This is a genomic window from Nostoc sp. FACHB-888, assembly GCF_014696655.1.
Classification (GTDB): Bacteria; Cyanobacteriota; Cyanobacteriia; order Cyanobacteriales; family Nostocaceae; genus Nostoc.
This window is the reverse complement of the sequence record NZ_JACJQM010000011.1, coordinates 21431-37808: the sequence shown is the minus strand read 5'-3', so window position 1 is coordinate 37808 and position 16378 is coordinate 21431. Positions and strand designations below refer to the sequence as shown.

The 16378-nt window shown below is 44.6% G+C and carries 7 protein-coding genes; 1 reads left to right on the top strand and 6 read right to left on the bottom strand.

Annotated elements, in window-relative coordinates:
• Positions 1-170 precede the first annotated feature (170 nt).
• Positions 171-2513, top strand: coding sequence for a response regulator (locus tag H6G26_RS09350; RefSeq protein WP_190728990.1), 2343 nt, complete (start codon positions 171-173; stop codon positions 2511-2513).
• Here the strand turns inward: H6G26_RS09350 and H6G26_RS09345 are convergent.
• From H6G26_RS09345 to H6G26_RS09320, 6 genes are all read right to left on the bottom strand, one after another.
• Positions 2510-5419, bottom strand: coding sequence for an NHLP bacteriocin export ABC transporter permease/ATPase subunit (locus H6G26_RS09345; RefSeq protein ID WP_190728989.1), 2910 nt, complete (start codon positions 5417-5419; stop codon positions 2510-2512). The two genes, H6G26_RS09350 and H6G26_RS09345, sit on opposite strands and share 4 nt — an antisense overlap.
• Positions 5420-5426: 7 nt before the next feature.
• Entirely contained in the window at positions 5427-7661 is a 2235-nt protein-coding gene (locus tag H6G26_RS09340; RefSeq protein ID WP_190728988.1) for an NHLP family bacteriocin export ABC transporter peptidase/permease/ATPase subunit, read from the bottom strand.
• A gap of 131 nt (positions 7662-7792) precedes the next feature.
• The gene (locus H6G26_RS09335) at positions 7793-9232 is read right to left on the bottom strand and encodes an NHLP bacteriocin system secretion protein (RefSeq protein WP_190728987.1); all 1440 of its coding nucleotides are present in this window, start codon (positions 9230-9232) and stop codon (positions 7793-7795) included.
• 450 nt (positions 9233-9682) lie between these two features.
• On the bottom strand, positions 9683-12598 hold the full coding sequence (locus H6G26_RS09330; protein ID WP_190728986.1) for an NHLP bacteriocin export ABC transporter permease/ATPase subunit: 2916 nt from the start codon (positions 12596-12598) through the stop codon (positions 9683-9685).
• A 2-nt stretch (positions 12599-12600) separates the two neighbouring features.
• On the bottom strand, positions 12601-14886 hold the full coding sequence (locus H6G26_RS09325; protein WP_190728985.1) for an NHLP family bacteriocin export ABC transporter peptidase/permease/ATPase subunit: 2286 nt from the start codon (positions 14884-14886) through the stop codon (positions 12601-12603).
• The gene (locus H6G26_RS09320) at positions 14873-16318 is read right to left on the bottom strand and encodes an NHLP bacteriocin system secretion protein (protein ID WP_190728984.1); all 1446 of its coding nucleotides are present in this window, start codon (positions 16316-16318) and stop codon (positions 14873-14875) included. The genes H6G26_RS09325 and H6G26_RS09320 overlap by 14 nt, the downstream gene beginning before the upstream one ends.
• Positions 16319-16378 lie beyond the last annotated feature (60 nt).

The window sequence follows — 16378 nt, the reverse complement described above, 5'->3', positions numbered from 1 at the left end:
AGATATTTATTTCCTTAGAATGAGAAGTGTCAACTGATTTATTTCCCGACCCTGCTCTGAAAATAAGGGAATATCTTCATCACTACTTATTATTAGATTTAAGAGGATGTTTTAAGTCAGGTATATGATCACAAAAATACCCCTGTGTGATCAAGAAAGGTAGTGTTGCAATGAGAATCTTGCTGATTGAAGATGACGAAGTTTTAGCAAGTGTTTTGTTGCAGTCTCTTAGCCAACAACATTATGCTGTTGAACTCGCACAAGACGGACAAATTGGCTGGGAATATTCTCAAGGTACTAACTACGACCTAATATTAACAGATGTGGGGCTGCCGAAAGTGGATGGCATTACTTTATGTCAGCGCTTACGTTCTATTGGCTGTTCCACTCCTATTTTATTGATCACAGCAAAAGATGAAACTAGCGATCGCATTCGTGGACTCGATGCTGGAGCAGATGATTATCTAATTAAACCTTTAAATTTGGGAGAACTCCAAGCAAGGGTACGCGCTTTGTTACGTCGCAGCGATACTCCCCGTTCTCCAGTGCTAGAAGTTGGAGCATTGCGTTTAGATCCAAGCATTTGCGAGGTAACATACGATAATCAAGTTCTAGATTTGACACCCAAAGAATATAGTCTGCTGGAGCTATTACTGCGGAATCCATTGCGGGTTTTTAGTCGGGGAGATATTATCGAACATCTCTGGACTTTTGACGACCCACCCCAAGAGGAAACTGTTAAGTCCCATATTAAGTGGTTGCGACACAAGTTGAAAGTAGTGGGAGCCGTAGACTGGATTGAAAACGTTTATGGTTTGGGATATCGCTTATCTCAAAAAGCTATTAGTAGTGGAAAAAGCGAAAAAGAAATAACTCAAAAAAATCCAGTTCAGAATTCCTCCATACCCGATACTTCCCCATCCGTTGAACAACAGTTTAAGCAAGCAATGAGTGGGTTGTGGAGTCAATACCAGGGGCTAATGATGCAGCGAATGGAGGTACTGCAACAAGCTGCAACAGAACTCTCTAGCGGCACACTAACTACAGAATCACGTAAATCGGCTGGGCGGGAAGCGCACAAGCTAGCTGGTGTTTTGGGAATGTTTGAGCAAGAAGCAGGAACTCAAATAGCACGGGAAATTGAACAGATTTTAGACAAAGATACAGAATTATTAGCAGCCCAAAAAAGCCAATTAATATCGCTGATACAAGAGTTAGGTAAATTATTAAACCTAATGGCGCAAAAGGTAGTTAATCAAACTGCTACCTCAATTGAGGAAGAGATAAGTCCTAAGTTACTGCTGATTGACCCTGATTTACAACTTGGTTCACAGTTGCAACAACTGGCATATTCTCTGGAAATGCGCTGGCAGCAAACAACAACGTTAGAAGGTGCAAAAAACTTCTTGCAAACCACATCACCAGATTTAGTAGTGCTAAATATAGATGAGATTGGGCTGCGAGAGGAAAGTTTGGCATTAATGTTGGACTTAGCAACACATACCCCTCCTGTACCTGTTCTGGCGCTGGCTGTCACTGATCAGCTAGTGGATCGTGTAACTTTGGCTCAGTCTGGGGCACGGGGTTTTCTCGTCAAGCCTGTCACAGCAAGCCAAGTTTGGGAAACTGCGTCTCAAATATTAGAGTTTACCCGTTCTTTAACAGTAAATGTATTAGTAGTTGATGATGATCCACTAATTTTAGCAGCGCTAGGCCCAATGTTAGAACCTTGGGGAATGCGAATTACCGGATTGGACGATCCTCGGCGTTTCTGGGAGGTATTGCAATCTACTGCACCAGATTTGTTGATTTTGGATGTGGAAATGCCAGAAATAAGTGGTATTGAACTTTGCCAAGCAGTTCGCACAGATCCTCAATGGCAGGAATTGCCAATTGTATTTCTAACGGCTCACCGAGAGATGGAAACTGTGCAGCAGGTGTTTGCTGCTGGAGGAGATGATTATGTAGTTAAACCCGTTGTGGGGGCAGAATTGCTGGCAAGGATTACCCATCGCCTAGAACGCAGTCGCCTACTCCAATCACTCTCTACTAAAGACCCCATAACCGGACTAGCAAATCAGTTCCAGTCTAGCCGGGACTTACAGCACCTGATTGCTAAAGCCGAGAAAAATCAGCAATCGGTTTGCTTGGCGATCTTGAATTTCAATGATTTACGCCAAATTAATATCCAGTACGGCCATGAGGCTGGTAATCAAGTGTTGCAACGATGGAGTCGTCTATTCCAGTCGGCATTTTGCAATGGTGAAATATTGAGCTATTGGGGTAACGGAGAATTTATGGTGGGAATTTCTGGCTTTACTGAAACAGAACGGCTCGTCATCCAACATCGCCTTAATGACATTTTAACCAAGCTCCGGCAGCAAGTATTTACAGCCCCCAATGGCGATCGCTTCCAGGCTAGTTGCAATTTTGCTGTGGTTGAGTATCCTAATGATGGAATAAACATACAATCTCTATACCAAGTTGCTAATTCCATGCTGAAGCAGAACTAAAGCTCACCTTCTAACTGTTGGGCTACCAGTTTGGCAAATAAACCTGCTTGGGCAATCAATGCCGCAAAATTACCTACTTGCACGACTTTACCAGCATCAATAACATAGATGCGATCGGCATTACGAATCGTGCTGAGGCGATGGGCAATCACCACTCTGGTAGCATTTAATTTCGCTAAACTTTCAGTCACAATTGCCTGGGTGCGATTGTCCAAAGCACTGGTAGCCTCATCCATCAAGATAATTTTAGGCTTTGAAACAAGCGATCGCGCAATTAATAATCTTTGTCGTTGTCCACCAGAAAGATTAGTACCTCCCTCGCTAATTATGGTGTACATTCCCATTGGCATTTGCTCAATGTCACTAGCCAAGCCTGCCATTCGTGCCGCTTCCCAGACTTGTTCTTGCGTCACCAAAGCTCCAGCAGTAATATTATCAAAAATTGAGCCTGTGCCGATTTTGCCATTTTGCAGCACCACTCCTAACTGTCTTCGCACAGCCTGAATATCCAACTCTGTCAAGTCTTTACCGTCATAGTAAATGCTGCCTGTTAATGGAGTCTCAAACCCCAATAACAACCGCAATATTGTTGATTTTCCGCTTCCAGAAGGGCCAACGATCGCAATAAATTCTCCTGGTTCGGCATGGAGACTGACATCGTTAAGAATTAAACTTTTGTTCTGGGAGTATTGAAAGCTGACACGATCTAGCACAATGCGACCGCTTAACTCACCAGGATTTGTCTTAGTTGAGTCTGATTCTGGCTGCGATCGCCAAATCGGTTTGGCCCGTTCCCAAATTGGTACGATACCCAAGATGTCGGTTACGGTATTGCTCAGGTCAGTCACTCCCTTGATAAAAATTGTTAAAGCATAGTTAAAAGCAACAAATGTACCAATATTTAAGCGTGTCTGCATCAACAGCATAATAAACCCAAATAGCAGCAATGTACTGATTAAAGGGAGGGCTTCGTTAAATATAGAAACGCCATCTTTTATTTGTTGCCAACTTGCCTTCAAGCGGATCTGCTGGCTGTACTTTTTTGCCCAAGCTGCAAATGCTCGTTCTTCTGCCATTGCTACCCGCAGCTTGGCCACACCATTGATCAGTTGCACGGTGAGTCCTTGAATTACACCATCTAGTTCTTGCTGTTTTTGTGATTTCTTGATTAATAGAAAGTTAGAAATAGTCGTTACTACAGCAGCAATAATTGCTAAACTGACTCCCACAAGAGCAAGTTGCCAACTGTAAATAAACATCAGCGCTAAGTTGAATAAGGCAAAAACTCCACTCAACAAAGTCCTTTGGGTCGCACCACTGAGTTGATCATGAATTTGTCTCACCGCCATGACGCGGTTGACCAAATCTCCAGAAGCGTATTGACGAAAAAAACCTGGACTTAATCTCAGCAGCCGATCCCAAATGGCTGGCTGCAATACGCTGTTAGTAGCACTTTCGACTCGTAGGGTGATAATACTTTGGGCAATTTGAAAAGCTAACTGCCCAAAAGCTGCTGCTAACAATACCAATCCTATCTGCCACAGTAAGGCGCGATCGCTATCAGGAATGGCATTGTTGATTAATATTATGGTTGCCTGGGGTACAATCATTCCCAGCAATGTCCCCATTATCCCCACAATCACAATATTAATAATGTCTTTTTCATAGCCCTTCACCCCAAACTGAAGTAGCTCAATGACATTGTTCACAACCTTGGGTAACGAGCGATACAAAACGTAAGCTACATATTTCAGTGTTTTTGCTATTGAAGCATTTACAGGTGTGCGAGTTTGTGCTATAGGATCAAATATGATATAACTCTTATTGTCTGTGGGTAACAAAGCTACTGGGCGATTTTCTAACTGGGTATAAGCTAACAGAGGCCCTTGATCTTGCTGCCACCAACCATCTTTTAAAGTTATTCGCCGAATCCGAATTTGTGATGCTCTGGCGATCGCTGCTACAGGGTCTTTAATAGAATTCAAATCCTCTACTGGTGGACGAATCTCTATTCCCAGCGATCGCCCAACTGCCCCAAATGCTACCAGTAAGGGCGACCCCTCTTGAAAGAAAACTGCCTCCTGCTGCGGTTGCAAAACTGCTGCTAAATCAGAGAGTGCCGCCTCTATTACTTGTTGATTAAATTGTTCGCGTTCTTGAAACTGCCGGAATTCTGCTTCTGCTTCTTTGTTTGCCAACAAACTAAAGTAGTCAAAGAAATAAGTCTGCAAACTAGCTAAACCTGTCAGAAGTTCCTCAGAATTTTTTAAATCTGCCGTTGACAACATCTCTCCGATAACCGCATTTTCTGCCTCCAGCCACATCGCATTGGTGATTGGAAATGCTGGTGAGGTGGAATTCAAGGTTAGTTCCTCAACTCCCATCCAGTGAGTATTGCCTTGCTGTAACTTCAGCCATCGGAGTGTTTGTTGCCTCCACTGTAGCGTTTCACCAGGCGATAATGAAAAATCCCGCTCAAATGCCGACACTTGGTTTAATGGTGTAGCCAAAACTGTTTGCTGGACGTTAAGAGATTGCCCTAAATGATTTACCCAACCTTCTAAAAGTTCTATGGTTTGCGAGTCAGCCGCCGCAATTCCCTGAACCAAATCAACCATTGATATCTGGCATAATTGAGTGGGTTCAATTGCGATCGCGACAAAACTCCATTGGCTTTGTGCAACTACTTCCGGTAATAACACTGCACTAAACAAGGCTTCACCAGCGCTGACATGAAATAGATAGCGGCGATGTTCCTTTGGTAAACTGTTCTTAACTCTAGTCGCAAACACCGCCAATGTTCCAGACTGCACTATCCAGAATCTTTCGGAGTCATTCAACAGTACTGATTCGTTTGCTTGAAAGGAGTAAAGTTTAGAAGAAGGATTCACCTGCGGGCTATTCATTACTCAACTATGCCTCTACCGCGTGAAGTAAGCGGACATAAGTTCCGCCTTGCTGCCATAATTCCTCATGAGTGCCACGCTGCACGATTTTACCTTGCTCTAGCACAATAATTTCATCACAATCGCGAATTGTGCTGAGGCGGTGGGCTACTACAATACAGGAACAACCACGCTGTTGTAAATTGCGATTAATAATCAGTTCTGTTTGGGCATCTAGAGCGCTTGTTGCTTCATCAAGTACTAATACTGCGGGATTTCTCACCAAAGCGCGGGCAATTTCTAAACGTTGGCGTTGTCCACCGCTAATATTCATGCCGCCCTCAATCAACTCAAAGTCATATTTTCCAGGCATAGATGCGATCGCATCATGAATAGCTGCATCTTGGCAAGCTTGCACCAAATCAGCTTCTGGCATAGTAGAGTCCCAAAGAGTGATATTTTCTCGCACAGTCCCTGCAAATAAAAAGATATCCTGTTCAACCATTGCCAAACAATGAGCAAGGACAGAGCGTTTAATCTGCGATCGCTCTACACCATCAAAGCAGATTTCCCCTTCCCAAGGCTGATAAAGACCGCAAATTAATTTGGCAATTGTAGATTTACCAGAACCACTTCCCCCCACCAGCCCTATCCTTTGCCCTGGCTTGACACTCAAGCTCAAATTCTCAATTAACGGAGGTTCTATAGGACTGTAGCCAAAGGTGATATTTCGTAACTCAACGTTACCCTGTAATTGCCAGAGAGATGAAGAAGTAATTTCTCTCCTAGCTCCCCCTGCCTCCCCTGCTCCCCCTGCTCCCCCTCCCCGCCTGCTCTCCTCCACTTCCGAATCAACGGAATTTTGAAGCACATCATCAAGGCGGTTTAAGTCAGCTTCTAAATCTTGCAAAGTACTGCCAAAATTGACGAGGCTATTAACTGGTTCTAAGAAGCTTTGCGTTAAACTTTGGTAGGCAACCAGCATCCCAATACTAAGACTTCCATTCATTACCTGTAAACCACCAACTAGCAATATAAAAGCTGTGGTCAGGGCTGTTAAAATCGTCGGTAACGTAGTGATAATTTGAGTTTGTAAACCTAATTGCTGTTCGGCGTTAACTGCTTTAGCATAATAACCGGCAAACCGAGCAAATAAATCTGACTCCAGTCCAGAAGCTTTGACTGTTTCTATTGTTTGGATACCACTAACCGCTACCCCAGCTACCTTGCCATGTTCTTGAGCCAGCCGCATATTGGCATCGACGCGAGTTTGCGATAAAAATAGGAGAGCAAGAATGTTGATAGCAGCAAAGCTGACTGCGATCGCACTCAGCAAGCGATCGTACTGAATCATAATCAGCAGGTAGAAGACCATCATTACTGTATCAATTACAGTGGTTGCTAAACGCCCTGAAAGTATTTCCGCAACCTTGTCATTTAGTTGCATCCGACTACTAATTTCTCCAGCAAAGCGTTGGGCATAAAACCCGATGGGTAATCGCAAGATATGCCAAAGAAACTGTCCTGACATACTGACTGACAACTTCACCATCAATCGGCGCAGGTAGGTAAGCCGCAGTCTAGCCAGAAACGCCCGCAATAAAGTAGTGATCAGCATTCCTAACAGTAAAGGTCGTAACCAATCTTGTCGGTCTTGAATTAAAATCTCATCGAGAAATACCTGAGAAAATGCTGGCACAGCTAATCGAGGCAATGTTAGCAATAAGCCCGCTAGCAAACAAAATAAAATAGTACCCCATGAGTTTTGTAAGCGGTTACTTAAAGCTGAGACAATGTGATTTTTTTTGCCTCCCCTCTGAAAGTCTGCTCCTGGTTCCATCACCAGCACAACACCCGTGTATGCGCGATCAAACTCTTCCCAACTCACTGTTCTTTTACCATTAGCAGGATCGTTGAGGTAGACGCGTTTTTTGCTATATCCTTCTACCACAAGAAAATGGTTAAAATTCCAAAAAGCAATGTAAGGAAGACGGGTAGTTGTCACTTTTTCTAGAGACAGTTTTAAACCTTTAGCATTGAGTCCATAGTTTTTGGCAGCTTTGAGGATATTAAAAGCTTTACTTCCATCCCGTGAGACACCACATTCTTCACGCAATTTAGCCAGTGGCACAATCCGTCCGTAATAGCTAAGAATTATTCCTAAAGCAGCTGCACCACATTCCACCGCTTCCATTTGTAAAAGTGTAGAAGTACGAACACGATGCGGTTTAAATTTTGGAATTGAGGATTGGGTATTGGACATGGGGAAAGGGAAAGTTAAAACTTAGACGTTGAGCTTCTGAGGATGGAAGTTGAGCTTCTGAGGGTGGAAGTTGAGCTTCTGAGGGTGAACCTTCAAGTTTTAACCCCAATCCCTAGTCCCTAATCCCCAATTCAATAAATCCCCGTCCAAGAGCGTAGCATAGGAATAATATAAGAAATAGGTGCTTTTTCTCCGACTTTGACTTGAACAGAGGTAGTTGTGCCGGAAGATATTTTTAAGGCTGGGCCATCAGATGATGACCATTTGTAGCCACTGATTGAAGTCGGGTTTTCTTGGAGTTGGACAAAAGCTTGCACCTGGCCTTCACTTTTACCCGCGAGACTGGCGGCTATTTCTTTGTTACCAACGATCGCTGTAATATCTTGTGTAGTTACCGGAAATGAAGAAATATCTGCGATCGTTCCGACAATGCCACCTTCGCGTTCACGTTTGGCAAAGCTGGGAGTTACTTGTACAGCCATTCCTGGCTTGATTTGCTTACCATCTTTATTAGCAAAGTAAACAAGACTCACAAGTTTTGAATTTGGCTGTTCAGCTTCAATTGAACCCAAGCGAATACCCGGATTCATCATTTGACCAGGAACAACACTTACTTCTAAAATATGACCATTGTATTTGCTAATGATTCTACTTTCTTGAGATAGTTGCAATTCTAATTGGGCAATACGGCGCTTTATTTCCTGAATTTGATTAGTTTTGTCAATTGATTGCTTCAGGTCTTGTTCGCGTAGTTTAGTATTTTGACTATTGATATCTTTAATTTTGGTTTTAATTTCGTCAATTCTATTAAGATTTTCCAGATATTCTCGTTGCGTGGTGGTTTCTTGAATTTCAAGATCCTTCAGTTGCACGTCAATATTTGATAGTTCGCTTTGAGTATTAAAATATTCCTGTTCAGCTTGCACCAGCATATCTTGGCTGATGACATGCTGCTCAAAAAGCTGACGACGGTTATCAACCCGTCCTTTAAGAGTTTTGAGTAAGTAATTAATTTGTTGTTTGCGGGAATTAATGCTTTGACGTTTTTGAGCGATCGCTCTCAGTGTCTGATCGCGTAACTTGGGCGCACTTTGCTCTCGATGCAGATTATTTTCTAAATCCAATTTTTGCTGTCCAAGAGTGATAATTTGTTGGTCAATCAGCAGCTTTTGTAGCCTGTCAGTTTCTTGATTCTGGGTTTGCAACTGTTGCAACTTTACTTGCTCTTGTTGTAGTTGCTGCTTCAGTGCTGATTGGTCGATTATCCCTAGTACATCACCTTGTTTAATAATATCCCCTGCCTTGACCTTTAAAGTTAGTAATGGGCCAGAACTGGGTGCTTGAAATTCCACAATATGGTGCGGCTTAATCAATATACCTTGACCTGTGACAGTGAGAGGAATTCTACCAAACACACTCCAGACACCAGCCACAGCAACCACAAAACTCAAAGTAGATAAAGTTAACCAAGCTTGAGGTTTGACAACTTGGATTGCTTGATCTAGTTGTTCTGGTGAAGATAAGCGATCTAGGGCTTCTGGGCGAAAGATGTGGCTATGTTTTAGTTGCATTGTTCTCCTCTCTACTGAAAGCGCCTAGAGCCTTAAGTCTTCTAGACTTTTAAGATTAAAGTGTGATCGGGGAGAACTAGGGGAGAATTAGAGTAAGCGATCGCTTTTGCTGCCTCAATTAATTAATAATGCTTCTCTTGAAGTGTGCTATAGAATCAACCGCCCCATCAATAAATAACCCAACCCCCACAGTTGGTGAGGCTGTCGGTGTTAGGAGTCGCGCAAAAATAACTTGAACACTTTTGATTGGAAAGTAAGGCTAACAGCTTATTCCAAATTAAATTTGTACAACTTATTTTTACATGATGCCTTACTGACGGTGAGCCTTACTGGAATGGGTATTTAGGCAAGTGGCAGGTTTGGGTTAACTTTAGAAGCGGGTATAAGTCTGTGGTGTGCGATTGTCTTGTGGGGTGTAGGGGAATCGTATTATTCATAAATCTCAAGTAATTACGCCATTTGCCGAGCCATTAACTGGGCAAACAGCCCTTCAACAGCAGCTAGCTCTTGAAAAGTTCCCTGTTGTACAACTCTACCTGCTCGAAGTACATAAATACGGTTAGCATTACGGATTGTACTAAGTCGATGAGCAATAACTATCCTGGTAACTTGTAACTTATCCAAGCTTTCACTGACAATCGCCTGGGTTCTATTATCTAGCGCACTGGTAGCTTCATCGAATAATAAAATGCGGGGTTTTAATGCCAAAGCGCGAGCAATCAATAATCGTTGTCGTTGCCCTCCAGAGAGATTGCCACCTCCTTCACTAATCACAGTATGCATTTGCATTGGCATGGCTGCAACATCGTCAGCAAAGCCAGACATCCGCGCTGCCTCCCAAGCTTCATCGAGTGTGATCCCAGCGCCGCTAGCAATATTATCGAAAATAGAAGCTGACATAATCCGGCCATTTTGCAGAACGACACCTAACTGTCGGCGCACTGCCTCAACATCCAAGCCAGACAAATCTTGACCATCATAATAGATAGTGCCATCTTCAGGAGTCTCAAACCCCAATAGCAATCTAAATATAGTAGATTTACCGCTCCCAGAACCGCCTACAAGTGCAATAAACTCCCCAGGCTCGGCATACAAACTCACATCATCTAGGATCAGAGGGCTATCTTGTCGGTAGCGGAATGTGACATGATCTACAGCGATTTTGCCCATAAGCTGACCAGGATCGGCTTTGCCCAGATCCACTTCTGGTATAGTTTCTAAAATTGGTTGAGCGCGTTTCCACTGAGGAACAACTTGCAAAGCGCCTGTAACTGTATTACTTACGTCTGTAGCACCTTTAATAAAAGTACTAAAAGCACTGTTAAAAGCTAGGAAAGTCCCAATTGTTAGTCCGATCGCACCTGTCGTCTGAGCCTCCTGAAGCTGTTGGATGGTAAACCAAAACAGAATGCCAGAAGTTACCGTGGGCATCACTGTATTGAAAAGGGCAACACCGTCTTCAACATTCTGGGTGCTAAGTTCCAGTTTTATTTGCCGACTGTAGTTTTTACTCCAAGAGGCGAAACCGCGCTCTTGGGCCCCAGCCACACGCAGTTTAGAAATACCATTGATTAGTTGTACTGTCTGCCCAAAGATATTTCCCTTTATTTCCAGCAGTGGGCGAACTTTGCGGACGAGCAGCATACCAGAAAGTGTAGTGACAGCGATCACAACTACTGCTACAGCCACAGCAACTAAAGCTAATTTCCAGCTGTAGTAAAACAAAAGTCCTAAGTTTAATAATGAGAACAAACCAGTGATTAGAGTAATCAGGGTTGTGCCACTTAGTAGGCGACGGATTGTACTAATCGATGTCACACGAGACTGAAGATCCCCTGTGGTGTACTGGCGAAAAAACGATACTGGCAAGTTTAGCAGCCGATCCCACACAGCAGCTTGGGTGGAGGCATCGGAAATAGTTTCCACCCGCAAGAGGGCAAATCCTTGAGCCAGCCGAAATACTGCCATCCCAAAAGCTGCAACCAGCAACCCCAAACCAACTTGTAGTAATAATCCGCGATCGCTATCTGGAATGGCGTTGTCAATTAAAATGGCAGTGGCGTGGGGTGTGAGCATTCCCAGCAGTGTCGCGGCAATCCCAGTCAAAAAAACGATTAGTATATCTCTGCCACGATTCTTAAGCGCGAACCGAAATAAATCGCTAGCGTTGAGAACTTTATCGGGCAAAGACCGATAAAACATATAAGCAACGGGCGCTAGTGTAGAAGCAATAAGGGCATCTACAGGATGACGAGTGCCAACGCTAGGATCAAAGATTTCGTAGCGAGTGACAGAAACGGGCAGAAGTGCCACTGGTCGGTTATCCTCTTGGGTGTAGGCAACCAAAGGGCCACAGTCCTTTTCCCACCAGTTATCCCGCAACAAAATCTGTCGCATCCTTAACCGCGAAGCTCTAACAATTGCCTCCAATGGCTCCTTCACCCGCTTGAGGTTCTCTGACTTAGCTGGGGAGCGAATTTTTACACCTAAACACCTGCCCACAGCACCAGCAACAACTAACAACGGCGCACCTTGCAGGAAAAAAGTTGCTTCTTGAGTTCCTAAAGAAGATGCTAGTTCGCCTAGAGCTTCTGCTGTCACCTGACGATTGAGACGTTCCCGATCACTCAGCCGTTGTAGTTCTTCTTGGGTTTCCTGTTGTTCTACGAAGTTGATATATTCCAGCAGTTGAGTATGAAACTGGGAAAGTCCCTCAAGCAGGATATCTGCGTTGCGGATAGCGCTTGTGGAAGCCGTGGCAAGCTGAACCTCCCCCACAGCTTGTAACCATATACCATCGCTGAGGGGGAAAATTCCCGATGTCGGATCTAGAGTTAGTTCCTCAAGCCCCATCCATCGGACATTTCCTTGCTGAATTTGTACCCAGGTGATCGCCTGGGGTTCCGGCTGGAGAGTTTGACCATCAATTAGAGAAAATCGCGCTTCTCCTGCTGCCTGGACTTGAATTGCTGGGCTGGCGATATGGGAAAGTGTAGTGTTGATTTGCTCGACCCAACCCTCCACCAAAGAAACTATTCTAGTATCCCCATCAACAACTAACTCCTCAAAGTATTCTCGCTCTACCTTCAGCAATTCTGTTTCTCCCATCGGCACTGCTAAAAGTTGGCGGTGCTGATGAATACAGTCAGAAGCTGTTCCGAAAAGTGCTTCTTCGGGATGAAGAGTGAACAAATAACGGCGAGTTCCTTCCGTGATGCCATTTTTAATTGTGACAGCAAACAACGCTACAGAGCCGGACTGCACCACCCAAATGGTCTGTGGGTCGTCTAGCAGTATTGGTTCATTTCCTTTAAGGGTGTACAGTTGCCCCTCAAAGTCTTTGATCCTAACTTGGTTGATGACCATAATTAAGCTCCCTCTTCACTACTGATTAACCGTGAGTACACCCCCTCTACTTGCCACAATTCCTCGTGAGTGCCTCGTTGCACTACTTTTCCACGTTCAAGGACGATGATTTCATCACAATCGCGGATCGTGCTTAATCGGTGTGCAACAATTAGGCAGGTACACCCACGTCGCCGCAGATTTTGGTCAATAATTTTTTCCGTCTCCGAATCTAGGGCGCTAGTAGCTTCATCCATAATCAGGATTGAGGGATTGTTAACTAAAGCGCGGGCTATTTCTAATCGCTGTCGTTGACCTCCACTTAAATTAGCGGCTCCTTCAATTAGTTCTGCATCAAATCCGCCAGACATGGAGAAAATTACATCATCAATAGCAGCATCCTTACTAGCCCGCACTAGATTTTTATCTGGTACTGTGGTATCCCATAAAGTCAGGTTTTCTCGGACAGTTCCGCCAAACATCAAAATATCCTGCTCCACCAAAGCGACGGAGTTAGTTAATATCGATTGCGGAATCTGGTTTCTAGGTTGACCATCAAAGCAAATTTCTCCCTCCCAAGGTTCGTAGAGTCCGCTTACCAGTTTGGCAACAGTAGACTTGCCAGAGCCGCTCCCGCCTACTAAAGCTACTCGTTGTCCAGGCTTGACCGAGAGGCTAAAGTTTTCAATCAAAGGCGGATCTAAACGGCTATAGCCAAATGTCACATTCTCTAGTTCGACATACCCTTGTAATCTAGGCAGAAAAGATGAGTCAGATAAAAAGATTTTTTCTCCCCCTGCTCCCTGCTCCCTGCTCCCTGCTCCCCCTGCTCCCCTACTCCCCTGCTCCCCTGCCTCATCAATTGGGTTATCTAACACATCATCTAGGCGAATCAAATTGCCCTCCATTTCCTGGAGGGTACTACCGAAGTTCACAAGATTATTAACAGGTAGCAAAAAGCTCTGCATTAATGCTTGAAAGGCTATCAGCATTCCGATGCTGAGGTGTCCATCCATGACTCGTAAACCACCTACAACTAATAAAGCCATTGATGAGAGCGAAGACAAAAGTGTAGGTAATATTGAGAAAGTCTGGTTTGTCACCCCCAGTTCTTGCTGAGAATTGATCGCCTTGGTGTAATACCCTGACCATCGCGAAAAGAAATCTGATTCTAACCCTGATGCTTTGAGAGTTTCTATACTTTGGAGAGCCGCTATGGATGCGCCGGCAGCTTTACCATACTCTTGAATTAATCGCTGATTAGCATCGACGCGCTGACGGGAGATCCACTGCAAGGTTAAGACATTCACAGTAGCAAAACTAGCTACCAATAAAGTCAGTACCCAGTCATATTGGAGCATGACTAAAGCGTAAAAAATTACCATCACCGCATCAATGACTGTAGTCGCCAATCGCCCCGAAAGCACATCAGCAACTTGGTCGTTGAGACTGGTGCGGTTACTAATTTCACCTGCAAACCGTTGGGCGTAGAAGCTAACTGGTAAGCGCAGGATGTGCCACAGAAAACGGCTGGACATTCCCACAGACAGCTTGACTTTCAAGCGACGCAGATATCGCAACCGCAGTAGGGTTAATACTCCTTGGAGGACTGCTGCGATCGCCATCGCCAATAACAACGGACGCAACCAGTGCTGCCGTCCTTGTACCAGGATTTCGTCTACAAACACTTGACTAAATACTGGTACTGCCAGCCCGACGAGTGTTAACAAAAATCCTGCCAGCAGACAGTAAATTAAGACACCAGTAGCACTCTTTAGCCGTGACCACAGCGATAAAATCAGGCTAGGTTTACGTCCCCCTTTTTCAAACTCCGCCCCTGGTTCCATAACCAGCACCACTCCGGTATACCCCTCGTCAAATTCCTGTCGGGACACCTTTCGCGGCCCAGTGCCTGGGTCATTAAGATAAACCCAACTAGAACTAAATCCCTCTACTACTAAGAAGTGGTTGAAGTTCCAGAACACAATATAGGGAGGGCTGAGGTCTAGAAGTTGATCCAGTTCCTTTTTAAAGCCTTTTGCAAGGAGTCCATAGCTTCTGGCAGCTTTGAGGACGTTAGAAGCTTTGCTGCCATCGCGGGAGACTCCACACTCCCCACGCAGTTCTGGCAAAGGCACAATCCGACCATAGTAACCCAAAATAATTCCTAAAGCTGCGGCACCACATTCTACTGCCTCCATTTGCAAAAGCGTGGGTGTCTTTACCCGCTTACCTGGATTTTCCAGCAGGTTTTGCAGGTACTGCAAAGGATTAATCGGTGCCACTAATGATGGATTAGTAGATACCACTGACAGACCTCATAATAGGTAAAACAAACGTAATCGGCGATCGCTCTTCTACCTTGACTCGCACAGATGTAGTCGTTCCGGAAGAGATTTTCAGCTGCGGCCCATCAGAAGAAGACCACTTGTAGCCGCTAAAGGTGGTAGAATCTGGCTCCAAGTCAGCAAATACTTGAATAAGTGCCTCTTGCTTTTCCCCCACCAAACCTGCAACCACTTCAGGATTACCCACTACACTAGCGGCTGCTTCTCTGGTAATGGGAAATGGTGAGACAGTGGTAATCTTACCGACAATACCGCCAAAGCGTTCCCGTTTCACGGTTTGGGGTGTAATTTGCAGCGTCATACCTGGTTGAATTTTCTTACCCTCTCCAACCGGAAAATAGGTAATGCCAACCATTTTGCTAGATGGATTTTCTGCATCTATGCTCCCTAAACGGGTTCCAGCATCAACCACCTGCCCCGTTGTCACAGTGATTTCGAGAATACGCCCTGAGTGTTGAGAGATAATCTGGCTGTTATTGCCTAACTGCTGTTCCAGTTTGGCAATCTCTCGCTTGACTTCTTGAATCTCATTTTTGCGGGTAGTTGCAGTTTGCAGGTCTTCTTGAGCTAGAGTAGCTACTTTACTATTTTGTTCTTGCAACTGAGCTTGGATGTTTTTGATTTCGTTCAGATTTGAGAGATATTGCTGTTGTGCATCTGCTTCTTTCAGGTCTAGTTGCTTCAACTGAGATTGTGCTTCATCGATGCTTGCACGCGCATTGTCGTATTGTTGCCGCGCTTCTAATACTACATCATCAGGAATTGCGCCTTCTTTTAAAAGCTTCTGGCGATTTTCTAATCTCTTTTTATGAGTAGGAAGCAGCCCTTGGAGTGTTTGTAAGCGTCGCTGTAGGTTTAGGCGATCGCGCCCGATTGACACTAGCCCTTTCTCCCTCAACACGGGTGTCAAATCCTGTACAATCTTGAGTCTTTGCTCAAGAGTTAAGCGTTGCTCTTGGATTGCTTTTGTGTCAAGTTGCTGACGCTGCCCTTGTAACAAACTAGCGTTGCGATCCTGATCCTCCAGTTGGGCTAGTTTAGCTCGTGCTAGTTGTAATTGCTTACGCAGGTCAACTTGGTCAACTGTTGCCAGTACATCTCCCTTCTTGACCACATCTCCAGGATTGACATTTAGAGCCAGTAACTGCCCTGCACCTTTGGATTGCAACGGCAAAACGTTGCGTGGATAAATTAGTACCCCTTGACCTTCTACAGTGATGGGAATCCGTCCATAGATACTCCAGACTACAGCGACTGCTACCAAGGAACCCAAAGCTGTTAGAGGCAGCCAGCTTTTAGGGCTGACTACCTGCATTAATTGGTCTAGTCTTTCAGGTGAAGATAAACGCTCTAATGACTCTTTTCGGAATAAATTTTGCTTTTGTTCGACCATTTAGGATTCCTCGACAATCACTTGTGCTTAAACTGAGGACTGGGAAAATTTGGTGGCGGG

What these genes read in the sequence shown, in the direction of transcription:
- H6G26_RS09350 (WP_190728990.1), top strand. Translation starts at nt 171, where the DNA reads ATGAGAATCTTGCTGATTGAAGATGACGAAGTTTTAGCAAGTGTTTTG.
- H6G26_RS09345 (WP_190728989.1), bottom strand. Translation starts at nt 5,419, where the DNA reads ATGAATAGCCCGCAGGTGAATCCTTCTTCTAAACTTTACTCCTTTCAA.
- H6G26_RS09340 (WP_190728988.1), bottom strand. Translation starts at nt 7,661, where the DNA reads ATGTCCAATACCCAATCCTCAATTCCAAAATTTAAACCGCATCGTGTT.
- H6G26_RS09335 (WP_190728987.1), bottom strand. Translation starts at nt 9,232, where the DNA reads ATGCAACTAAAACATAGCCACATCTTTCGCCCAGAAGCCCTAGATCGC.
- H6G26_RS09330 (WP_190728986.1), bottom strand. Translation starts at nt 12,598, where the DNA reads ATGGTCATCAACCAAGTTAGGATCAAAGACTTTGAGGGGCAACTGTAC.
- H6G26_RS09320 (WP_190728984.1), bottom strand. Translation starts at nt 16,318, where the DNA reads ATGGTCGAACAAAAGCAAAATTTATTCCGAAAAGAGTCATTAGAGCGT.